Source organism: Actinoplanes sp. SE50/110 (assembly GCF_900119315.1).
Classification (GTDB): Bacteria; Actinomycetota; Actinomycetes; order Mycobacteriales; family Micromonosporaceae; genus Actinoplanes.
This window is the reverse complement of the sequence record NZ_LT827010.1, coordinates 9,074,579-9,096,905: the sequence shown is the minus strand read 5'-3', so window position 1 is coordinate 9,096,905 and position 22,327 is coordinate 9,074,579. Positions and strand designations below refer to the sequence as shown.

At 67.0% G+C, this 22,327-nt stretch carries 15 protein-coding genes and 3 tRNA genes; 9 read left to right on the top strand and 9 right to left on the bottom strand.

The features are described 5' to 3' along the window. Positions 1 to 196: 196 nt before the first annotated feature. A complete protein-coding gene (locus tag ACSP50_RS40740; RefSeq protein ID WP_043513171.1) occupies positions 197 to 2,185 on the top strand; it encodes a hypothetical protein in 1,989 nt (662 codons plus the stop codon). Between the two features lie 654 nt (positions 2,186 to 2,839). Here the strand turns inward: ACSP50_RS40740 and ACSP50_RS40735 are convergent. Then, positions 2,840 to 3,622 carry a hypothetical protein gene (locus tag ACSP50_RS40735; RefSeq protein ID WP_014695182.1) on the bottom strand — a complete coding sequence of 261 codons (783 nt, stop codon included), beginning with the start codon at positions 3,620 to 3,622 and terminating at the stop codon, positions 2,840 to 2,842. Between the two features lie 230 nt (positions 3,623 to 3,852). Here ACSP50_RS40735 and ACSP50_RS40730 point away from each other — a divergent pair, with 230 nt between their 5' ends. Then, complete coding sequence (locus tag ACSP50_RS40730) at positions 3,853 to 5,382, top strand: peptide deformylase (RefSeq protein WP_014695181.1); 1,530 nt, start codon at positions 3,853 to 3,855, stop codon at positions 5,380 to 5,382. On the opposite strand, the gene ACSP50_RS40725 is transcribed toward ACSP50_RS40730, so the two are convergent. Beyond that, complete coding sequence (locus ACSP50_RS40725; RefSeq protein ID WP_014695180.1) at positions 5,383 to 6,492, bottom strand: globin domain-containing protein; 1,110 nt, start codon at positions 6,490 to 6,492, stop codon at positions 5,383 to 5,385. It abuts the gene before it with no gap. Between the two features lie 106 nt (positions 6,493 to 6,598). On the opposite strand from ACSP50_RS40725, the gene ACSP50_RS40720 reads away from it, so the two are divergent. Then, positions 6,599 to 7,372, top strand: a complete 774-nt coding sequence (locus ACSP50_RS40720) for a CPBP family intramembrane glutamic endopeptidase (RefSeq protein WP_014695179.1) — start codon at positions 6,599 to 6,601, stop codon at positions 7,370 to 7,372. Between the two features lie 200 nt (positions 7,373 to 7,572). Here ACSP50_RS40720 and ACSP50_RS40715 read toward each other — a convergent pair whose 3' ends face one another. Beyond that, positions 7,573 to 8,739 (bottom strand): hypothetical protein, encoded by a 1,167-nt coding sequence (locus ACSP50_RS40715; RefSeq protein WP_080128165.1) that lies wholly within the window; start codon positions 8,737 to 8,739, stop codon positions 7,573 to 7,575. Positions 8,740 to 9,147: 408 nt separating this feature from the next. Between ACSP50_RS40715 and ACSP50_RS40710 the strand changes: the two genes are divergently transcribed. From ACSP50_RS40710 to ACSP50_RS40700, 3 genes are all read left to right on the top strand, one after another. After that, positions 9,148 to 9,238, top strand: a tRNA-Ser gene (locus tag ACSP50_RS40710). 40 nt (positions 9,239 to 9,278) lie between these two features. Beyond that, positions 9,279 to 9,351, top strand: a tRNA-Arg gene (locus tag ACSP50_RS40705). 524 nt (positions 9,352 to 9,875) lie between these two features. Further along, positions 9,876 to 12,539, top strand: a complete 2,664-nt coding sequence (locus ACSP50_RS40700) for an AAA family ATPase (RefSeq protein ID WP_099344252.1) — start codon at positions 9,876 to 9,878, stop codon at positions 12,537 to 12,539. Between the two features lie 183 nt (positions 12,540 to 12,722). On the opposite strand, the gene ACSP50_RS44740 is transcribed toward ACSP50_RS40700, so the two are convergent. Then, positions 12,723 to 12,857, bottom strand: coding sequence for a hypothetical protein (locus ACSP50_RS44740; protein WP_014695176.1), 135 nt, complete (start codon positions 12,855 to 12,857; stop codon positions 12,723 to 12,725). Positions 12,858 to 12,871: 14 nt separating this feature from the next. Next, positions 12,872 to 13,135, bottom strand: coding sequence for a hypothetical protein (locus ACSP50_RS42880; RefSeq protein ID WP_014695175.1), 264 nt, complete (start codon positions 13,133 to 13,135; stop codon positions 12,872 to 12,874). 624 nt (positions 13,136 to 13,759) lie between these two features. Between ACSP50_RS42880 and ACSP50_RS40695 the strand changes: the two genes are divergently transcribed. Both ACSP50_RS40695 and ACSP50_RS40690 read left to right on the top strand, forming a co-directional pair. Continuing rightward, positions 13,760 to 16,963, top strand: a complete 3,204-nt coding sequence (locus ACSP50_RS40695) for an AAA domain-containing protein (RefSeq protein ID WP_080128164.1) — start codon at positions 13,760 to 13,762, stop codon at positions 16,961 to 16,963. A 370-nt stretch (positions 16,964 to 17,333) separates the two neighbouring features. Next, positions 17,334 to 17,405 (top strand) — tRNA-Arg (locus ACSP50_RS40690). A gap of 201 nt (positions 17,406 to 17,606) precedes the next feature. Here the strand turns inward: ACSP50_RS40690 and ACSP50_RS44735 are convergent. Further along, positions 17,607 to 17,738 carry a hypothetical protein gene (locus ACSP50_RS44735; protein ID WP_014695173.1) on the bottom strand — a complete coding sequence of 44 codons (132 nt, stop codon included), beginning with the start codon at positions 17,736 to 17,738 and terminating at the stop codon, positions 17,607 to 17,609. Next, entirely contained in the window at positions 17,735 to 18,826 is a 1,092-nt protein-coding gene (locus tag ACSP50_RS40685) for a protein-L-isoaspartate O-methyltransferase (RefSeq protein WP_014695172.1), read from the bottom strand. Before ACSP50_RS40685 ends, ACSP50_RS44735 begins: the two co-directional genes overlap by 4 nt. Positions 18,827 to 20,084: 1,258 nt before the next feature. Here ACSP50_RS40685 and ACSP50_RS40680 point away from each other — a divergent pair. Continuing rightward, positions 20,085 to 20,642 carry an NUDIX hydrolase gene (locus ACSP50_RS40680; protein WP_014695171.1) on the top strand — a complete coding sequence of 186 codons (558 nt, stop codon included), beginning with the start codon at positions 20,085 to 20,087 and terminating at the stop codon, positions 20,640 to 20,642. Positions 20,643 to 20,788: 146 nt separating this feature from the next. Here the strand turns inward: ACSP50_RS40680 and ACSP50_RS43630 are convergent, their stop codons facing one another. Then, entirely contained in the window at positions 20,789 to 20,950 is a 162-nt protein-coding gene (locus tag ACSP50_RS43630) for a hypothetical protein (RefSeq protein ID WP_014695170.1), read from the bottom strand. 869 nt (positions 20,951 to 21,819) lie between these two features. Continuing rightward, a complete protein-coding gene (locus ACSP50_RS40670) occupies positions 21,820 to 22,323 on the bottom strand; it encodes a hypothetical protein (RefSeq protein WP_155123730.1) in 504 nt (167 codons plus the stop codon). Positions 22,324 to 22,327 lie beyond the last annotated feature (4 nt).

Below are 22,327 nucleotides of genomic sequence, written 5' to 3'. Positions count from 1 at the left end.
ACCGCCGGGGCACGGCGATTTTTTGGCCTGATTGAGACATAGGCGCCGCGGGTAGTCCGTTGGGTTCCGCGTCACACCTCGCCGCCTCTGGCGTTGATCCATGGACACGCGGAAAACACGCGTACATATCGTCTCTATCACGCTGCGGCCGCTCATCGTGGAACTCTTCCCCACCTCGGTTAGGCTCGCCGATGCTATGACGATTACGGGTTTTGACTCGACGGGCCAGACGGCCGGTGAGAACGTTCTGCCGCCCCGCCAGTTGACCGCAGCCGAGGACCTGGACGCCGAGCTGCTGGCACTGGGTGGCGGCCTCATCACCGCCGCGCCGACCTCCCCCGCGCCCGCCGGGGAAAACACCGCTGAGCAGGCTGAAGCGCCTGTTCGCCGCCGTCCTCTGTGGCGGGTGCCGACCTGGCGCGACGTGGTGGCGATAGCCAGTTTCCTGGCCGTCGCGCTCTTCGTCACCGCCCCGTTGTGGCTCAATCTTGATCATGAGTTGCGCGATGATCCGCAGGATCAGGCTTTCTTCGAGTGGATGCTGGCGCACGGTGCCCGCGTGCTCACGGATGGCGTATATCCGTTCTTCTCGGATCGCATGAATTACCCCGATGGGGTGAACATGATGGCCAACACCTCGGCGTTGGCCGTTTCGTTGCCACTGACGCCGGTCACTCTTCTGTTCGGGCCGCATGTGGCGTTCAACGTATTTCTCACCGGCGCATTGGCATTAACCGGTACCTCATGGTATTTGGTGCTCTCCCGCCGCCTGGTCGGCTCGCGGCTGGCGGCCTGGGTGGGCGCGCTGTTCGCCACGTTCGCGCCGAGCATGATCGCGCACGCCAACGGCCACCCGAACATCGTCTCGCAGTTCCTGGTCCCGGTGATCATCTGGCGGACGCTGGAGCTGCGCGTCCCGGGCCGGGCGGTCCGCAACGGCCTGCTGCTCGCCGGCATGCTGATCTGGCAGGCCTTCATCAACCTCGAGATCCTCTTCATGACCGCGGTCGGCGTCGGCGTCTTCTGTCTGGTCATGGGGCTGGTCCGGGTCCGCCGGCACCGCAGCGAGCCGTTCGCCTTCCTGCGCGGGCTGATCGTGGCCGGCTCGGTCACCCTGGCGGTGCTCGCCTACCCGTTGAGCGTGCAGTTCGCCGGCCCCCAGTCGTACAAGGGCCTGTCCGAATACGTGCGCAGTTTCGGCTCCGATCTGGCGTCCTTCACCGCCTATTCGACGCACTCGGTGGCCGGGAATCTCGAGGTTCCGCTGACCCTGGCGCAGAACCCGTCCGAGCAGAACGCGTTCTTCGGCTGGGGACTGGTCATCCTCTTCTTCGGCCTGGTGCTCTGGCTCCGGCGCAGCGCCGCCGCACTCACGCTCGGCGGCCTCGGGCTGCTCTTCGCGGCGATCTCGCTCGGACCGAACATCCGGCTCAACGGGGCGGACACCGGCGTACCGGGAATCTGGTCGTTTCTGCATCACCTTCCGGTGTTCGACTCGGCCGTCCCGACCCGCTTCGCGATGGCGATCGCGCCGATCGTCGGCATCGTCCTGGCGCTCGGCTGCCAGCGTGCCGCGGAACTGGTCCGCACCCAGCCGCAGACCCGCGGCCCGATCCGGGTCGCGATGATCACCGCGGTCGCGATGGCTCTGGTCCCGCTCATCCCGCACCAGCTCGACACGGTGAAGATGGAGACGGTTCCGTCCTTCGTGACCTCCGGCCAGTGGCGGCACTACGTCGACGACAACCACACCGTCGTCACCCTGCCGCTGCCGGACAGCTACTACCCCGACCCGCTGCGCTGGAGCGCGTACACCAAGCTCGACATGCGGATCGCCGGCGCGTACGCGCTGTTGCCGAACCAGAACCCGCAGGACCCGACCGACCACACCGCGGCGTTCGCCCCGCCGTGGCGGCCCACCAGCGGCCTGATGTCCTCGATCCGGCAGGGCAACCCGACCCCCGAGGTCTCCCCGGCCCGCCGCGAGATGACCCTGGCCGACCTCCGCTACTGGAAAGCCGGCGTCGTGGTCCTCACCCCGCAGACCCGCGACATCGAGATGCTCCGCACCATGTCCGACCTGCTGGGCTTCCGCCCGACCTGGACCGGCGGCGTCTGGCTGTGGGACGTCCGCAACCTGGTCGACAACCCCGACGCGGTCATCACCGCGGACGCCACCAGCTGACCGACCCCTCCGCCCCCGGCCCTCAAATCCGTGGTCGGGGGGCGAGACCTGCCGACCGGTCCGCCGACGACATCAGTTCCCGGGGCCGGTTGCGTCGTGCGGTGAATAGCCAACCCGGCAATCCCGCCGGCTCTGCCGTCTCCTCCGGCCGGCCACCGTCCTGCCCTGCCGACGATCGCGGCGCCGGCTTGCCGCGGCTTCCAGGCTGAGCGCGGCGGGAGCTTCACGACGTACCGCCGAGCCGTCGATCGCGACGCGCAGCGGTCGCAAGTCAACCGCGAGCCTTGCGGAGGCCACTTCCGTTGGCCGGATGAACCCGGCATCCATCGGCCGGTAAGTCGACCGCGGACCTTGCAGAGGCTGATTCTCTGGCCGGCTGCACCCGGCATCGGACGGTCCGCAAGTCGATGACGACCCTTGCGGAAGCCGCTTCCTCTGGTTGACCCCACCCGTCATCCCGTGGCTCGCAAGTCGACGGCGGATCCGGAAAGCCCCGCGTCGGGAGTCGGCCGCGGATCCTGGAGCGACGCGGCCGCGAATCGCTCGCCGATCTTGCTCGCCCGGCTCCCGGCGGATCCGGAATCAGGCGGATCGAGGGAATGCCGGATTACAGATGCACGCGGCCGTAATCCGATAAACCGCAAACAGCCGCCGTCACGGCTTGATGCAGCACCCCGGGCACAGCTTCGGCTTCGGCAGTGTGAAAGCCAGGCAGCAAGTCTTGCGCTGCACCTCAAGCCGCCCGTTCGCCCCGGGCGCGAGGTCGATCAGGTCCCGGATCCCGAGCACCCCGAGGAGTTTCTCGATCGACTCCGCCGAGGAGCCCGGCACCGTGTCGGCCGATCGCAGGACCCCGTAGGCGATGCCGGAGGCGAGCGACCCGAGCAGCGGCCGTTTCCCCAGACGGACCCGCTGGTGGATGGCGTCGAGCAGCGGCGTCAGGTGCTCGTCGAGCACCGCCCGGCGGAACTCGGCGAGCAGGGCGGTCTCGTCGGGCACGACCACCGCGTCGGGGTGTCCGCTGAGAGCCAGCGGGTCGGTGGGCAGCACGGCGACCGGGATGCCGGCCCGTAGACCCAGCGTGATCATCACGGTCGGGTTGTCGTGATTCGTCAGGACGTTACCGGCGGTGATCAGCGGGACGCGACGGGCCGAGGCCCATCCGAGGACGGCGGGCAGCACCGCCCAGTAGGTGTACGCCTTCCAGGCGAGGGCCGCGGCGGCGTGTGGCTGCGCGTTCCACCGGCGGCCGGCGGAGGCGAGCAGCGGGCTGAGACCGGGGCCGGCGAGGTGGGTGGCGGGCGTCCATCCGGCCTGCTCGGAGACGATCAGGCCGGGAGCGAGCGAGGGCACCTGCACCCCGCCGAACATGCCGGCGAGGGTGGCGCTGACGGGCGCGAGCGGGCGGGAGCCGACACGTTCCAGGGTGACGGTCACGCGCTCACCAACTTCTCCCACTTCACCGGACCGAGAGTACTCGGCTAAGGGTAGCCTCACCAACCCCTAGCAGGGACCATTCGGTCGAATACCCAGCGCAATGGTTACCTAACGTAGCGTGTTGGACCTGCCGGTTTTGTCAAGATACCTGTCGGCAACGTGCCTCTAGCCCCGTTCGGACGCCCGATGCCGGTGACACTGAGGGTGCCGTCGCGAAGGGGACATCCGTGATGACCACCTCGCCCGTCGAGCGGGCCGCAGACCAATTCGTCTCGGCGCTTGCGCAATGGCGGGTGGAGCGCGGGATGACCAAGAAGCAGCTCGCCGCGCGCATGGGCTTCGATCCCTCCTACGTCAGCCACGTCGAGGGCCGCCGGCACAAACCGACCGAGGACTTCGCCCGCCGGGCCGAGGCGGTGCTCGGCGCGGGCGGCGCGATCTGGCAGCGCTTCCAGGAGTACGACGAGCTTCGCCACGCCCGCACCCCGGGCCCGCACCGCGACTCGCCGGTGCGGTCCCAGTGGCTGCCGCCCGGCGCCGGCCTGGTGGTCGAGCGGGAGATCGCCGAGCTGGCCTACACCGACGGCGCGTACCGGTGCCGGGTGCTCCGCTCGCTCTACAACGCCGGCGTCGAACCGGTCACCCGGTACCTGGTCAAGATGGCCGTCGACCGGTATCCGAACGATCCGACCGGCTCCAACCGCCACCACCGGGAGAACCCGCTCACCTTCGAGGAACTGGACGTCCACGCGGTCGCCGGCGAGGGTGACGCCGCCGAGCCGATGCGGTGGCGGGTCAAGCTCGACCGGGACGCCGCCAAGGAGATCTGGCTGCTGTTCGCCAACGAGCGCGGCCAGTTCCCGCTCTACCCGGGCGAGCGCACCACGATCCAGTACGCGTACACGGTCGGCGAGGAGAAGTGGGGCCAGTGGTTCCAGCGGGCGGTCCGCCTGCCGACCCGCTCGCTCACCGTCCGCCTGAATCTTCCGGAACGCTTCGAACCCCAGGTCTGGGGCGTCGAGGTGTCCCTGAACGCGGAGGTCCCGGTCCGGACCCCGCTGGAACGCCGCAACGAGGGAGGTCGCGCCATTTTCGAGTGGTCCACTGACCAGCCTTTGTTGAACGCCCGGTACCGCCTCGAGTGGCGGTTCCGTGGCGCCGACGCCCCCGTCCACGACGATCTGGCCCCGGCCGAGCCGGTGCTGCCCCGCGCCTCACACCGGATGCGCGGGATCGGGATCATCCAGCGCGGCTCCGACCTGCTCCGGCAGCGGGCCCGTCACTTCCAGCTCCCGCGCGAGGCGCCGGCCGCCCGGGAGACGGTCACCCGGCTGCTCACCTCGCTGGCGCAGCTGGAGGATCTGCACGAGTTCAGCAAGGGGGTGGGTCTGGCCGCCCCGCAGATCGGCCTGCCGGTGGCGGCCGCCGTGGTCCGCGCGCCGGACCGGGAGATCGAGCCGGTGGTGCTGCTCAACCCGCGGGTGGTCGGCGAGTCGGCGGCCCGCGACGAGCAGTACGAGGGGTGCCTGTCCTTCTTCGACTACCGCGGCCTGGTCGTCCGGCCGCTGCGGATCGAGGTGGAACACGCCCGCTTCGACGGCGCCCGGGTGGTGACCGTCTTCGAGCGGGCGCTGGCCCGGCTGGTCGGCCACGAGATCGACCACCTGGAGGGCCGGCTCTACGTCGACCGGATGAAGAGCGACGCGAAACTCGTCCCGGTCGCGCAGTACCAGCAGACCGGCCGCCCCTGGGACTACTGATCAGTCGCTGAACGCGTCGTACTTGATCCGGATCGACGGGACCTGCAGCTCGGCCAGCGTCCGCAGGGTCGCCTTGACCATCGGGCCGGAGCCGGAGACGAAGAAGTCGTGCTCGTTCCACGGGCCGTACCGGGCGACCACATCCGAGATGTTGCCGTTCTCGCCGGGGAAGGTCGGGTCGTCGCTGCACGCGGTCACCACCGACAGCCAGGGGTAACGGGCGGCGAGCCGATTCAGGTCGGCCAGGTCGTACAGGTCCTCGCGGGTCCGCGCGCCGAAGAAGACGTGCACCCAGCGGGTCCGGTTGTACCGGGTCAGCTCCTCCAGCAGCGACTTGATCGGGGCCAGCCCGGTGCCCCCGGCCACGAACACGGCGTCCCGGGTCGATCTTCGATCCAGGGTCATCGAGCCCATCGGCGCGGCCAGTTTGATCATGTCGCCCACCTTCAGCTTGCGGACCAGAGCGCTGGACACCCAGCCGGCGCCGAGCGCCCGCACATGGAACTCCAGCGTGTTGTCCCGGCGCGGCGCGTTCGCCGGCGAGTACGTACGCCACAGCCGCGGCTGGTACGGGCTCGCCTCCACGCTCAGGTACTGCCCGGCGCGATACTCCAGCGGCTGCATCGGCAGCACCGTGAAGACCGCGATGTCGTGCGACCGGCGCTCGTGCTGCACCACCTCGCCGTACCAGTACGGCGGATTCTGATCAGACTCCGCGCCGGCCAGCATCTTGGCGGCGATCACCGCGTACGCGTCGGCCCACGCCTGGTCGTACTCGACCCCCCACTGCTCGCCGGCGAACGCCCGCATCGACTCGATCAACGCGCCACCCACCACCTCGTAGTGCTCGGGCAGCACGTGGAACTTCCGGTGGTCGCGCCCCAGCGACCGCAGGTAGTCCTCGAACCGCTCGGGGTCCTCCAGGGTCTGCACCGCGGTCACGATCGCGTGCAGCAGCCGGGTGCGCTGCACGTCCATCTGCACCGGGAAGAGGTCCCGCAGATCCGGGTAGGACAGGAACATCCGGGCGTAGAAATAGCCGGCCACCTTGTCCTGATGCTCCTCGACGAGGCTCCAGCTCTCCTTGAGCAAGCGTGCGAGGTCTCCCATGCATTCAGGGTGGTCAGCACAGTCGGGAACACGACGTACGCAGAGTGCGACTCGTCACGTGCCGCTTGTCTATATGACCGATTTTGTGCCCTCGTAGAGTGGGCGCGTGACTCTAGAAGGCCAGCGGTCCACCCGATCGGCGTACCCCGCCGAGATCGCCATCGTCCTGCTGCTGTCGCTCGGGCAGTCGGCGATCTGGTCGATCGTGTCGCTGACCGCCAAGCTCACCGACGGCAAACCGCTGGCCAGCCACACCGCGACACTCAACGCGCCGATGTCGCCCCGTCCCTACCTGGACCTCACGTACCAGGTGCTGAACATCTTCTTCGACCTGGTACCGGTGGCTTTGGCGTGGTATCTCCTGCGCCGCGACGGCATCCGGCCCGGCCGAGACCTCGGCATCGACTTCCGGCGCCCGGGATTCGATGCGGGCTGGGGCGCCGGCCTGGCCGCCGGCATCGGCCTCCCCGGGTTGTTGCTGGTGTACGCGGCGATCAAGCTCGGGGTGTCGGCGCAGATCGTGCCGTCGGCGTTGCAGCCCTACTGGTGGGCGGTGCCGGTGCTCGTGCTGTCGGCGGTGCAGAACGCGGTGCTCGAAGAGGTGCTGGTGGTGGGGTATCTGACGACCCGGCTGCGGCAGCTGGAGGTGTCGACCGGGTGGATCGTCGCGGGGTCGGCGGTGCTGCGGGGGTCGTACCACCTGTACCAAGGCTTTGGCGGATTCGTCGGAAATATCGTGATGGGGGTGATTTTCGCGTTCTTTTATCTGCGTACCAAGCGGGTGATGCCGTTGATCGTGGCCCACAGCATCCTCGACATCACCGCCTTCGTCGGCTATGACCTGCTTCCGGACTCCTGGCTCACCTGGCTCCACCCGTAGCCGTTCGTTCCGGGCGCCGCGATTTCCGGGCCGGCCCGGGCTCGTCGTTTCCCGGTGCTGCCACTTCGGGCCCGCCCGGGGTGGTCTCCGGCTCCGCCACTTCCGGCTCCGCCCGGGGTTCGCCATCTCCGGCTCCGCCCGGGGTTCGCCATCTCCGGCCCCGTCCGGGTCGTCGTTTCCGGGGCTTCGCCGCGAGGCTGCTACTCCTGCGACCTGCGGCTCGCGTACCACCCGTACCGCCGCTCCGCGCGGACCGCCACCGCCTCGGCCGTGTTCCGCCCGCCGAGCACCGCGCCGAGCATGCTCGCCCCCGGGAAGGCCCGATCGGCCAGCCGCAGCGCCGCCCACGCCGCACCGCCCCGATAGCTGGGCAGCAGCACCACCAGCTCCGCCGCACGCTCCGGATCCGTCGGATCGACCCCATACGCCGCGGCGACATGCAACACCAGGTCCGCGTGCGTCAACGCGGCCGAGGCGACAAGAGCGATCGGCGCGTACGTCCCGGACAGCGCGCTGAGGATCCCCCGCCGCTCCGCCGCGCGGACAGACTGCGCCGTCGCCAGTCGTGCCAGCCCCTGCGGTGTAGCCGCCGGATAAGCGGCCCGGGTCCGAGCCGCCCACGCCGCCGCGCGCGGCCCCAGGGTCTGCACCGCCGCCTCAGCCAGAATCCGCGCTGCGTCCCGCGGCTCCGCTACCAGCCGAGGCCACAGATCCACCACGATCTGATCCGCCACCGCCCAGTGCAACCGCTCCGCGGCGTTGCCCACCACCGGCGTCCTGCTCGCACCGACCGCGTACACCTTTGCCGTGCCCGGTGTCGCGGCGTCTGTGACCCGATCCGCCTCTGCCGTGCCCGGTGTCGCGGCGTCTGTGACCTGGTCCGCCTCTGCCGTGCCCGGTGTCGCGGCGTCTGTGACCTGGTCCGCCTCTGCCGTGCCCGGTGTCGCGGCGTCTGTGACCCGATCCGCCTCTGCCGTGCCCGGCGTCGTGGTGGCCGCGGCCTGGTCGGTCTCCGTTGTGGCCGGTGCCGGTGCGGTCATGGCCGGTGCCGTGGCGGTCGCCGGCTGGTCCGCTTCCGCCGTGGTCGGGGTCCGGTCCGCTTTCACCGCTTCCGGTGCTCCACTCGCTGGCATCTTGCTCGCCGGCGGCTTGCCCGCGGCTGCTTTCCGGGGCCGCGCCACCCGCTTGACCGTCTCGGCAGCCGCCGGGTCACCGGTCGCCGCCTGATCATTCGCAGCGGGCACCGCCTTCGCCGCCGCCCGGGACCGCGGCGCCACCTTCTTGACCGGCGCCTTCCGCGCAGCGCCCGTCCCGTCCGCAGCCCGCTCCGGCTGCCCGTCGGCCGCTCCGGCCGCCCCGTTGTCCACCGGCGCCACGGTGCGCGCGGCCCTGGAAGTCCTGGCGGCCCGCCCCGCGGCTTTGGCTGCCGGCCGCGGCGGTTCGCTGTCCTCCGGCGTACCGGAAGAAGCCCCGGAAGGGTGACCTTCAGCACTGACCCCAGGCCGAGGCGGCTGGAAAGTAACGGCCGGCGGCGCCCCGCGCCGCCCCCGCCCCCCACCGGCCTGCTCCGCCTCCGGCGCACTGAAGGGCGCCCGCGGATCCCTGGCACGCGGCGTCTGCTTCTCCTCCATCCTGCGCAGCGTAGTCGCAACCGCAACGTTTCGCCTGTTCGCAGCCTTCGTGGCAGATCTTCGGGAGGTTTCGGGCCGACCTCTTTGTGCGACGCTCAACGGGTCCGGTATTCTCAGTCCTCGGTGACTCTCGCAGGTCACCGAGGAGACTTCGCCTAGTCTGGTCTATGGCGCCGCACTGCTAATGCGGTTGGGGTTTTAAAGCCCCTCCCGGGTTCGAATCCCGGAGTCTCCGCGCAAAAGTCGGTGTGTATGCTGACTGAGCACCAAGAGAAGCGCCCGTAGCTCAATGGATAGAGCATCTGACTACGGATCAGAAGGTTAGGGGTTCGAGTCCCTTCGGGCGCACAAAAGATCAAGGCCGTGACCTGCGGAAACAAGGGTCACGGCCTTTTTTCTTCCCATTTTCAGCCCCGAAAGTCCCGCATGGTGGGACCGTGGTGATCCGGTGGTGATCGCGTGTCAAAGACTGTTGATCCGCGGTGGGTCAGTGCCTTGTGCTGGCCTTTAGCGGTGCGCAACGCGCCGCGTGCAAGCACGAAAGACTACAGAGAGTACATCGATGACTTCGAGGTCCCGCTGTTCGCTGGGGCTGTTTGTCACTCGGTAAGGCGATAGTGTGCCCCGGGCGCCTGGTGATGCGCCGGGCTTGCGCGTCGTGCTCATCGACTAGTTGGAATCACTGGTGTGGAGGCTAGCTGCGGAAATCTGTGCCGCATCTGGCTGTTGCTCGGGCCTGGATTCGGAGAAACCGGTTGCTGCGGGCCGGCGCGACGGTGGCTTTTCGGATGCTCGTTGCGGATCCGGCGGAGTACCGTGACCAAGACCTTGGCCGAGCAAGATCAGTGTTGATGCAGCGGGGACCGTCTTTCATGTTCTCTGATCATCGTTCGTCGACGGATGCCGTGTCGATGACGGGTATGCATCCACCGGCACGGTTCTGGGCCGTCGACCTTCATGTGCACACGCCGGGGTCGGCAGATGTTGATCCGCTGACGTATGGGGCTTCCGCGGCTGAAGAGGTCGTGGCGGCGGCACTCTCCGCCGGGCTGGACGCCATCGCTGTCACCGATCACAACACAGTGCGGTGGTGCGATCTGGTGGCTGCGGCCGCTACCGCGACGTCTTTGATCGTGCTACCTGGCATCGAGATCAGTACGACCGAAGGCCATCTGCTGGCGGTGTGGGATGAAGGGACACCGCTGCATCTCATGGAGGACGTTCTGGTCGAGCTGGGGATACCTCGTGTAGACCAGGGAAGGCTGGACGTTGCAACCCGCGGCGGCTTCGCTGAGGCTGCCGAAGCGGTCCATCGCAGTGGTGGGATCGCCATCGCCGCGCACGCCGACCGTCCTAAAGGTCTCCTTCAGTTGACGGTCGCCGCGAACGTCAGCAAGATCATCCTCAACCCGGCCCTGGCGGGGGTGGAGATCGTTGATCCAGAGGCGGCCGAGCGGGTTTCGTCGAAGACTGCCGGCCGACGGGAGATGGCCTGTGTTCGGGGCTCGGACGTGACCATTCCCGGTGGGAATGTGCACGTGTTGGAGGGCATCGGTCGGCGGCGGACGTGGGTGAAGGCTTCCCGGCCGGATCTTTGTGGTCTCAAGCATGCCCTCGCTGACCCGGAGCTGAGGGTCCGACTGGAGGAGCCGGCAGAGCCGGAGCACATGATCATCGAGTCTGTCCGGGTCTCGGGCGGTTTTCTCGATGGGCAGACGTTCGAGCTGTCTGCAGACCTCAACTGCCTACTGGGGGGCACGGGAACCGGCAAGTCACTGTTGATCGAGGTGATCCGGTTTGCGCTGGACCAGCAGACCGATAGTTCCGACTTTCCCCAGGTCCGCCGGGAAGTGGACTCACGTCTCGATCATGCGTTGAGCCAGAACGCATCGGTGGAGGTGGTGCTGCGCCGCAAGTGGGCACGGTGCGTTGTGCGACGCGCCTACTTCGGCGATCAGTCACCGTCGCCGGAGATGTCCGGCGACACGGAGCACTTCGTGAACCCCTCGGGTCGAGTTGCCATCCGGGCCTTCTCGCAGAGCGAGGTCATCGAACATGCACGCACCCGGGTCGGGCGTATGACGCTGATTGACTCGGGCCTTGATCTGGAAGACCTCGTTGCCGCTGACCTCGAAGTCCGCAGCCGGTTGGCGGACAACAGCCGCTTGATTGTGGGGCTGCGTGACGGCATCCGCGAGGCGGAACTCCTGTTGGAGCAGCGTCCCGTTGTCGTCGAGCGCTTGACCGAGCTGGGGAAGTTGTTCAACGGCGATATCGTCCGGCAACAGGCCGCCTGGAGCCGAGAGCGTACGTGGTTCAACTCCCTGACATCTGCCGATGCGCTCGTGGCGCCACATATCCCCCAGGTGATGTCGTTCGTGCACGCGGTTGCGGTCGAGGCCAACCGGGACCTGTACGACCGGGCGGCCACGGCGCTGAGTGCACTGGAGGCGACGCTCAAGTCCGTTGATGAGAAACTTCAGCAGGCCTACGCGGCGGCAGGCCGGGAGCTGGCCGGCATCGTCGCGGAATGGCGTGAGCGGCAACAAGAGTTCGACGCCAAGCTGCGGGCGGTCGTGGCGGAGGCTGACGTCGAGGGCAAGGGCCTGGAGACGCTCCGGACGCGCTTGACCGAGCTGCAAACGAACAAGGTCACGCTCGATGATGTTGCGACGAAGCTGGAGACGACGCTTCGTCCCGGGTTGCGTACGGCGATGGAACACCGCGAAACCATCATTGAGGAACTGGTGGTGTTGCGGAAAGAGCGCCGCAAGCGCCGCGAGACCCGGATCAGGCTCTTGAACAAGCTGATGTCGGGCGTGGTGCGGATAAAGCTGGACAGTGAAAGTGAGGACGAAGACTACGGAGCGCAGATCGCGGCACTCGCGAAAGGATCTCGTCTTCGTGCGGACGTCTTGCAGCAGCTGTGCGCGAAGTCGCACCCCGTCAAGCTCATTCGCTCCTTTCTGGACGATGACGCAGAGGGCGTCAGCAAGGTGACCGGCGTTGAGAGCCGTCACATCCAGACCTTGTTCGAGCATGTCATCGAGCGGCATCAGGAGGAAGAATTCCTCGGCCTGCAATCGCTTGAGCTGCTCGACGGGCTCTCGGTGGAGTTCCGCAAGCGGGGCGAAGGGGAGTACGAGCACATCGAACGGCTCGCGCACGGCCAGAAATGCACTGCCATCCTGATCATCGCGTTGGCGGATGGTGCTGAACCGTTGATCATCGATCAGCCAGAGGATGCGCTGCATGCTCCCTGGATCGAGGAGTATCTCGTTGAGCGGCTCCGTGGACTGCGTGGCAGCCGTCAGTATGTGTTTGCCACCCGTAGTCCAGGCCTGGTTGCGTCAGCCGACGCGGAAATGATCATCACGCTGACGTCTGGGGCCACGCAGGGGACCATTGAGGCGAGCGGATCGCTGGAGCGCTACGACCTTAACCGCCACGCTCTCTACCACCTTGAAGGCGGGCCGCAGCCGTTCCGGCGGCGGACGACGAAGCTCGGGCCATCGATGTCCGCCGTCGTTTCCTAAACGCGAGGGGAAGGTAAACGCACCTCCGAGCCCATCGAAGTTGATCATCTGCCGGAGTCGGAACCCAAGGGTCACCGTCAGCGCATGCCACCCGGTCCGGCTTTCGAGCGCCGCGCCCCTCTCGCTGAGGAGAGGGGCGGTTGGCGTAGCCGGTGAGAACCCAGGGTCTGGTGGACGACGTTGCTAGTTTCCTTTGCTGACGACGGCGAACAGCAGCAGCATGAGCAGGAAGCCGAACCAGAAGTTCCAGATTGAATTGAGCCGGTAGTAGCCCTTGACGGGTTTGCCCTGGCGGGTATGCGGCTTGACGATCGGCATAGTCGAGGGACTCCTTACGCCTGGGTTGCAGCGCCGATGAGGAACAAGACGAACAGCAACATGGCTAGGTAGCCCAGCCAGTCCCAGTCCGAGTTGCTCGAGGCCGGTGTGAGGGTCGGGGCGGCGTTGCGCAGGTGGGGCCGGACGTACGTTCCGTCGTCGCGGCGGTGGCCGCGTACGCGAATCATTCCGGCGCTGCGGACGGCCCTGGGGGTGCTTCGTCGGTAGTGCGGACGGACCCACCGGCCGTTGCGGTAGTGCCCGGAGACGTGCGGCATGATCTACTCTCCGTGATCAAGTAGTGATAGGCGACGATGCATGATGGCATGGCCGTACGACATTTCTGACGCCACACGCTTTGATCTCATAGTGCAAAGCTGCTGATCAAGCGTTTGAAGTGCGCCGGAGCTGTTCACGTTGACCGATGGGAGGCTCAGATCGGCACACCGGCGTGCTCCAGCCACATGATCACTCCATGTATTCTTTCGGCGCTGTCCCGACTGTGCCGCGGCAGGCAGTCTCCGGACCAGGTGAACGTTCGCGGCTTGCCTCCCGCTGCGACTACTGCAAGTCATGCCTGACGAGGAGTCCGCTGTGCACAACCGGGATCCGGCTTTATCGAATGAAGCACCCTGGTGCGCCTACCCCGGTGAATCACGGCCGGCGGCGTACCGCGGCATCGTGGTCAGGTGTCTTGCCGTGCCGAGCAGGCTGGGCATGCTGCGGCTGGCGCGGCGCGAGATCGGCGACGATGACGCGCCATAGCCATCGTTGCTCGCGCTGTATCGGCGGCCGACTCGTGAAGTCTTCGGCGAGCCGCCGTCCTAGTCGGCGACGAGGACGCCACGTAGCGGGAGTTGGACTGCCGATCCTGCGGGAACTCGGTGACGAACAGAGGTGTCATGGCGTCACTGAACGACGTGATTGCGGTAGTTCGTCAAGCGGCGCAGCGCACGTTGAAGCCTTCTTCCGAATTCGTCCTCCGAGGCCGAGTCGACTCAGACGGCCCCAGAGGTGAGGGCTGGTACCGCCTCCGTGCCCGGCTCAATCCTGGCGATCTTGACCGGATGGATGGCGCATGCCTGGCGCCACAGGAAGGTCCCGAGCAGCGAAGCTTCGCCGTGATCGACAGCGAAGTCGTGGACGGCGTCCTTCGGGTACGGACCCAGTCCGGCGCACCGGCTCAGGGATTGTCGTTCTGGGTTCCAGCGATGGATCTTCGCGCCTCGCGTACGGCAGTGCTTGAGGGTCTGAGCGCGCTCGCACCGGACAATCTCGTCCACCGCTTCGATCAGCAGCGACTGGATCCGTTACCGCCGGCCGGGCCATGCGACCCCCGGCTCAACGACGCCCAGCAACGCGCTTCCGACGCCTGCTGCGCTCCCGGATTGCAGGTTGTGTGGGGCCCGCCGGGCACCGGGAAAACTCATGTCATCGTCAACGCCATCGAACGCCTGATGACGGCGGGAAAGCGAGTGCTACTCGTATCGAACACCAACGTGGCGGTCGACAATGCCGTCGAGGGCATCATCAAACGCCTTGCCCCCACCGCCGGCCGAGTGATCCGGGTCGGTACTCCCCGCATCACTACGGTAGCCCGTGACGAGCGAGTCTCGCTAAACCGGCTGGTCGAAGCTCGCCAACGCACCGCCTTGGCGCGCCTAAGCCGTCTGGAGGACACTATCGCGGAGCTGCAGAGCAATCATCCGCAGCGCCGGCTCGCCGATTCGGAGGCTGCACTGGCGGGTTTCGACCCTAGCGAGCATCGACGCCGCCAGGCGCGGCGGGACAATCAGCACCGAGCGCAGCAGCTGACCGCCCAGGTACAGGCAGCGGCCCTGCATGCCGCTGAGGCGAAGGGTAACCTCAAGCAAGCGACTGCCGACGAACTCTTGGCGCATCTGCTCGTCGCCATGGTCTACGAGCGCATAGCTCGACACGACCGGGATCAGGCAGCGCAGGGGTTGGCTGAGGAGGAACGCAGCACCGGATTGTCGCGGGCGATGTCCACGATGCGCCGCCGACAGGCCCGCGGTGCCGCCCACCGCGCCGAGCGCGAACTGGACGCAAAGCGGACGGAGCGGACCGCTGCGGAAGCCCGGTTACGGCAGGCCGGCGCGGAGGTGTCCCATGCCCTTTACGTCCAAGCGCAGGCAGCCACCATTGCCCAAGCCCACGAGTGGGCCGCGCATGCCGAGCTGCACCAAAGCACAGCGGTCCGGGTAAAAGAAGCCGCAGCCGAAGCCCTGGCCGCGGTTCGGCAGCGACTGAGCATCGCCGCTGCGGCAGCACAGCCCTCCGAGCAGGATCTGCAACTGCTCCGCGAGGCGGAAATGCGCGGTCTGCCGCAGCTGCATGAAGAGCTGTCCGCATTGCGGCAATCCGCTGTCGAGTGCGACCGAAAGATCCGCGAGTGCCAAACACAGCACGACCGCCTCGTGACCGACCTGGCAGACAAGCGGCCCGGTATGCAAGCCGCGCTCATTGCCGAGGCCGCCGTCATTGCGACGACGCTCAGCATGCTGACGCTCAAGAAGATGATCCTCAGCACGGCGTTCGACATGGTCATCGTCGACGAGGCCGCAGCAGCCAGCTTGCCCGAACTCATGTTCGCGGTGAAAGCTGCTCGTACCGGCGCGACGCTGCTCGGGGACTACCTGCAAAACGGACCCTTCGTCGATCCGAGCCTGCCCAAAGAAGATCTGATCAAGGCCGTCTACACCAGAGACTGCTTCGAGATATTCGGACTGACTGATCCCGCAACCGCGTCCCAGCAACCCGGCTGCGTGGTTCTGACCGAGCAATGGCGCTTCGGATGGGAACTGACCGAGCTAGCCAACCGGGTGGCCTACGGCGGACTGCTGACCGCCAAAAACCCGAAGACCTGCGAGATCGTGCTCGTCGACACCGACGGCCTCGGCAAAGCCCTCAGTGGCATACGCCGGGCGCGTCCCGACGCTGTCGCCGGGACGTGGCCGATCGGCGCGCTCATCGCTCGAGCTCTCGCCGAGTACCACCACCCCCGTGATGGGTCCGTCGGCATCGTGACCCCTTACAAGGAGCAGGCAGAAACGACGCAGGAACTGCTCGCCGAATCCGCGTGCGGCCCAGCGATCGAAGTCGGCACAGCACACACCTTTCAAGGCCGCGAGTGCGACATCGTCGTGTTCGACATGGTCGAGGACGGCAGGGGATGGGTCGCCAAAGGCGCTCACGGCTCCGACGCATGGAAGTTGCAAGGGCTACGGTTGTTCAACGTCGCGACGACCCGGGCCCGGCAACGCCTCTACCTCATCGGTGACGGCGCAGCAATAAGGCGCCGCGGCAGCGGCCCTCTTGGCGCACTGCGACACATGATTGACGCCGGCACGATCCAACGTGTCCTCGCCAGCGACCTCCTCGGCATCGACGAGGCCAACGCGCCAGTCGAGGAAACCGTTCACCACGACCTGTGGAGTGCGCTCCAGCCGTACATACGGCTTGTCGGAATGTACGACGAGAAGCAGATCATCGCCGAGGTCCAGCAGCGCGTCGACAGCGCCGCGTCGTCGGTATGGATGTGGAGCCCCTGGGTCGGTAAGCACTCCTTGGGTCTGCAGGACAGCCTGGTCGCCGCTCACGCCCGTCAGGTCGAGGTCCGCGTCATGGCCTTGCCAGAGAAAGAGATCAACGCTGAGGTGCGGGCAACACTGAACGCCCTACGAGCGCGGCTGCCCCACGTCGTTCTGGTGCACAAGATGCACCAGAAGATTGTCGTCGTGGACCTGCGGTGGACTTTCGTCGGCAGCATGAACATCCTCTCGCACCCTCGTCGACCGGCAGAGGGCCGCCACGAAGTGATGATCCAGATCGACAGCGCCCGCTTCGCCCGCCAGATCCTGTCCTTCGAGCTGGCCGACCAGATGCGTAACCCACCACGCTGCGAGACCTGCGGCAACACCATGACCGAGGCCAAAGAAGCTGGGAGGTCACCCGATCGGCGTTGGCTCTGGTACTGCGGTCGAATGATCAACGGTGAACCGTGCCCGCAGACACTGGAGTTCCCTGAACGCACCGGCCGAAATCGCGCCGGTTCAGCCCCACTCAAGCGCAACAGCACCTCGTGATATCCGACAACGCAGACCGGCAATGACGGGCGAGACAGCAATGACGGCACCTCAACCAGAAGCCTCACAGATGAACACCGATCTGCTGCACTCTGGCGGCGATGGCTCGGCCGCGCCCGACGCGCTACTACACCGTCAGCTGTGCTGGATCGCTTTGGTAACAGACCATAGGAATGCATGACTACTTTGAGATTAGCGTTGACTGAGGGCAGGCGGGGAAACGCGGTCATGCGCACTGTCGACGAATCGGCGTCGAGCCCGCTGCGGAGCGGTATAGGCATCATCTATCTTGCTATATGAGACGCCGCGTTGGACGATCGAAGATAGGTATGATTCTGGCAAAGCGGGCAGTGGTGAGCTTGATGTTCACGCGCCTGAGCTCTTCTGATTAGGGCGCTGTCTACGGACCAGAAGGTTAGGGGTTCGAGTCCCTTCGGGCGCACAAGTAATCAAGGCCGTGACCTGCGGAAACAAGGGTCACGGCCTTTTTGTTTCCCATTTTCTGCTTTCAAAATCCCGCCCGGTGGGACCGTGGTGATCCTGTGGTGATCGCGTGTCGAAGGACTGTCGATTCGCGCTATCCCACCGGTCGTGAGCTGCACTTTGGCGCCGCGAATGTAGCCCCTGCGATCGAACCTCACCGTTATGGTTCTGGTGTAGGCGAGGCGATGATCTCCCCGCCCATCTCGAAGACCGCTGCGATCGGCATCTCGCGGCGCGGCATGCCTTCCTCGGCCAGGTCGATCGCGGCGTCGGCGAGGTCTTCCGGCGTCATGCCGGCTCCACCCGGCCGGCGCGCGGCTGCGGGATAGCGGCCCGCGACGCTGGCACCGCGTCAGCGGGCACGGCTAGCTGTAGGTCCCCGCCGGGGCAGTCGATGCTCGTGTTGGGGACCAGTCGGGGAATGAAGCTGTCGGCGGTGGGGCGGCCGGCCTGCTGCCAGAGGATTAGCCACTCGCGTAGGACCGTTAGCGACGCCGAGTCCGGTGTGTCGGCGATGATCGTGCCGTCGGTCAGGATCACGGCTGCGGATGTGGCGGTGGTGTGGCCGATCCCGCGGATCTGATTGCGCAGCGACACCATGCTCAGACCGGGGTCGGGCGGGGCGGCGGTGTGGGCGCTCCAGGACCGCCAGTCGGCCTCCATGTCGCCGTAGGTTTCGGTGTGCCCGGGGTTGAGGAGCCGGTCGAGGGCCGCGCGGGCGCCGCTGTTGTGTGGATCTTCGGTGCGCCAGCTGATGGCTATCCAGGACGGATCCGGTTGGCGGTCGCAGTAGTCGACCCACCGGCCGGGCACGGTCACGGCGTCGTCCACGGGCGCCGGGGTGCTCTGGGCGTAAACCCCACCGACGACGGCCTGCACTCGGGGCTGCCCGGCGTCGACAGTGATGGTGGTGATCAAGGCGGTGGACGGTAGCGGTGCGATTGGCAGGGAGGCGACGATCCGGCCGCCATCCGTGATCTGCTCGACCCAGGTCCGGGGAAGCCGCGGCGGAGTGCACCACCCGACCGCCCGATCGAACGGCGCGGCGGTGGGGAAGCCGGCCAGGCCGTCGGCGACGTGACAGTCGATCTCGGTGACTCCGCGTTCGGCGTGGATCGCGCGCGCCCGGTTGATGAGTTCCTCGCTGATGTCGATGCTCGTGACTCGCCCGCGTGGTCCGCACAGGCGGGCGAGCAGGGCGCCGCTGTAACCGGAGCCGGTGCCGATTTCCAGAACGCGATGCCCGGCCTGCACCCGTAGGGATGTCACTTCACGCTGAATCCACTCAGGCACGGAGCGGTGGACGGTCGGACCGTAGCGCTCGTGATCGGTATAGGCGAGAACGGGCACGGCACCGAAAGCCTCATTGAGGTCGGTCACGGATCCTCCCAGGTTGCACGGTTGAGGCGACGGATCTGCGGCGGCGCGGTCGGTGCGACCGGGGAATGCCCGCTGTAGCAGAACAGCAGGCGCGGGGTAGCGCAGTCGGCGGATAGATCATGTGTCGATCAGGGTGCGGCTCGGTCGAAGCGAACGGCGGTCCCGGCTACAGGATCCGGCGGAGGGCTTACTGAGGCGCTCACGGACGCTCCGCGCATTCGTTCACGGGATCGGCCGGGACGGTTTCCTGTCCACTTGTGTAGCCCGCAGACTGGAGGGCGAAGAGCTCGGCGTGGCTGCGCGAATACCCCCAGCACGCCCGCCGCCGCCCGTCGGCGCATCCCGTGTTCCTACCACGCGTTCCGTAGCTCCGGCAGCACCGGCTCCAGCGGGGTGGAAGCCTCCTGATTCGTGCCATCCGGGGATGGCTGTTCAGGTAGCCGTGCTCCATCGGATTTGGTGGTGTGGATGTCCACGTCTGGTCCTTTCACTCGCCGATGAGCTAGTTCGCACCTTGGCGCGCTGCCGCGAACCGCTGCGTTCGGGCGGTTGTCCGCAGAAAAGCCGGCCATAGCCGGACACCAGCCGACTGTGCACGGTGAACCCGGCCCCGCAGGCGCCGGAGGCCTACCCGCCTGCAGACCGGTTTCCCGCCACCAGTGTCGAATTCCAGGGAACGCCTCCCCGGCGTTTCAGCGTCTGCGACGGGACGCTCCTCCAGGTGCCCGTCTCTACGGCAACGGCACTCACCTGTTCGTGTCCCTCCTGCCGGATGGTCTGCGTTGTCAGAGCCCGGAGGAACGACGACAAGTTGTGGAGCCCTCCCCATATCGGTACTCGCCCGCCCTGCCGGGGGGCTGTCTCGGACACGACGAAGTCCGCCGATGCGGGTACGGCAATCGCACAGATGGACGACCGCTGCGTGTCGCTGAGCGTTCACACCCCATGACCTCATCGCTGTGGCCAGCCGAAACGGCGACATCGCTCTCACCACGAAAAAGGGGCGTACGCGCAAGGCGGGACGGCGGGCATGACGAAGCGGTTCCCGGCCATCGTGGCGGCTGGCAGTAACGCGGTCGTGAACCGCAACGGCACGGGCGGGCATCCGCGACGAGACACACAGCCGTTGTGCGTGTCCGGGCTTGACGTACGCGGTAGGTTCGCCGGGTCCTGTCGTCGTCGGCCGGTGAAGCCGCGGAGCGGTATGAATGCGCTGCGCCGGAGGACGCAATGGATCCGACTGCCTGGGAGGCGTTGCATGCCGATCGCTGATGCGGAGATCGCCGCCGCCGTTGCCGCCTACCTCGACCGGTATCCCGCGGAGAAGGCGTTGCTGGCCGAGCCGATCGAGCTCCTCGCCCGGGGCAGCAACTTTGCCTCTCGACGCAATTTCGACTTGCACGTGACCGTCGGCGCGTTGCTGACCCGCGGCGGCGAGGAAATCTTGCTGGTCGGGCATCGCGCGTACGGGATTCCGCTGCAGCCGGGTGGCCATCTGGAGCCGAGTGACACGACTCTGATGGGTGCGGCAGTACGCGAGCTGGCAGAGGAGACCGGTATCGATCCGACCACGGTCACTACCGCGTCCGCGACGCCCGTGTATGTGGAGTTCGGTCGGGTCCCCGCTCGACCGCAGAAGGACGAGCCGGAACATTTCCACCTCGACCTGGGATATGCCTTCACCACCACAGGCGACGTGGGCAGCCTCCAGGAGTCGGAAGTGACGAGCGCGGCCTGGTACCGGCTGGACGAGGCCGAACGCCTGGTCGGCTCCCGCGTCTGGCGAGCCTGCAACCCCTCGGTCCGCATCGGCTGACCGGGAGCAGCCGTCGGTAACCGCTGGATCCACGACCGCGGGGTAGCCTGGCGGTGTGGTCCGGCGGGCCCGGGCGAAGTGCACCAGGTGACCGCGCTGCTTGCTGCATATGCCGGCAGCGATGTTCTGGGAACGGTCCGGCCGGGTCACTCGAACGACGCTTTACGGGTCCGCGTTTGTTTGAGCTCGAAGAACCCGTCCGTGCCGGCGATCAGCACCAGGCCGTCCCACAGCCGGCCCGCAGCCTCGCCGCGCGGCGCCGGCGTAATGACCGGCCCGAACAGAGCCGTGCCCTTGATCCGTATCACGGGCGTGCCGACGTCGAGCCCGACCTCGTCAAACGCCTGATGATGCGACTGCTTGATCTGCTGGTCGAACTGTGTACTCGTCGCCCCGGCGGCCAGCGAGACCGGCAGTCCAACCTCGGCCAGGGCTTCGGTAGGACCGTGGGATCGTCGCGGAGCTGCCGAAGCCCTCGGTGAGCTGCCGGCCGACCGTGAGGCCTACGATGCGGGCGGCGCCGTGGGCGCAGCACCTTCGCGGTACTCACCAGGGAGGCCCCCGAGGTCCAGGTGTCGTCGACCAGCAGGATCGCCGATCCCGGCAGCCGGGTGGAGGCGTTAAACCGAAAATAGGAGGAATCCACGACACCACGCGCCGGACGCTCCTCCCTTGGTCTTCGACATCAGGTTGAAGATCCATGGCACGGGCCAGTCGCTGATGAGGCTGGCGGCGGTCGGGAGCGGGTCGAAGGGGCGGTCGCCCCCAGCTCGGGACGTGGGTCTGGAAGTCGAAGGGGCCGAAGCGGGTTTCGAGGCAGCGCAGGTGCCGCACGAGAAGGTCACGGGTCAGCGCGGCCAGGGGCGCGGCCAGCCATCGGTGATCCGGGCCGAAGTCTTTGTAGCGGTGCAGCAGGGACTCCAGTCCGTCCGACGCCGTAAGGGTTTGGTCGGCCGTCTCTCGCGCTGGGTGAGACACCATCGCCGGCCGGCGACGACGTCGAGACAGCTGACTGGGCTGCCGAGGTTCCGGCTGAGCGAGCAGGACGAACAGGTGGCTGAGAGTGAGCAAGGTGCCATGTGTCCTGAAACGCGATGCGCGGTGGTCACCCGCTCGGGGCATGCGAGCGCCTACCGTCACGACCTTCGCGGCTCTCGGTACTCCGTGGGAGCTGTGGTCAGTAGCCTCTGGCGGGGTTTTCGTTGCCGGCGGGCTTGTAGCAGGGTGTGACCACGATGATCGCTATGCCGGTCCGCGGCACGGTTGATTGGACGGAGATCGTCAGGCCGGATTCCGGTACCAATGCCGAGGTGCTTCCACCGGTGTCGCCGTCGGGCAGCAGGTGGAACTCGGTGATCTGGTATCCGCGGCTGGTCCAGTCGTCACGGATCTTGTTGAGGGTGGCGACCTGGTCGTCCCGGGCCACTTCGACGTTGCCGCCCGTGCTGAGGTCCCATCGGCCGTCGGAGGCGACGACCCCGTCGGTGTTCTCACAGGCAGCCGAACTCGTTCGCCATCCGGTGAGCGGTTTCCCGACGAGGGATGCGACCTGCTCGGCGAGCTTCTTGGCCAGGTTCTCGGCGTCGGTGCGTTTCATGACCTGCATCTGCTGATCCTTTTTGGCGGCGGGTGTGTCTGCGGGATTGGCGGGACCGCTGTCGCAGGCGGTCAGCGCGACCACCGCA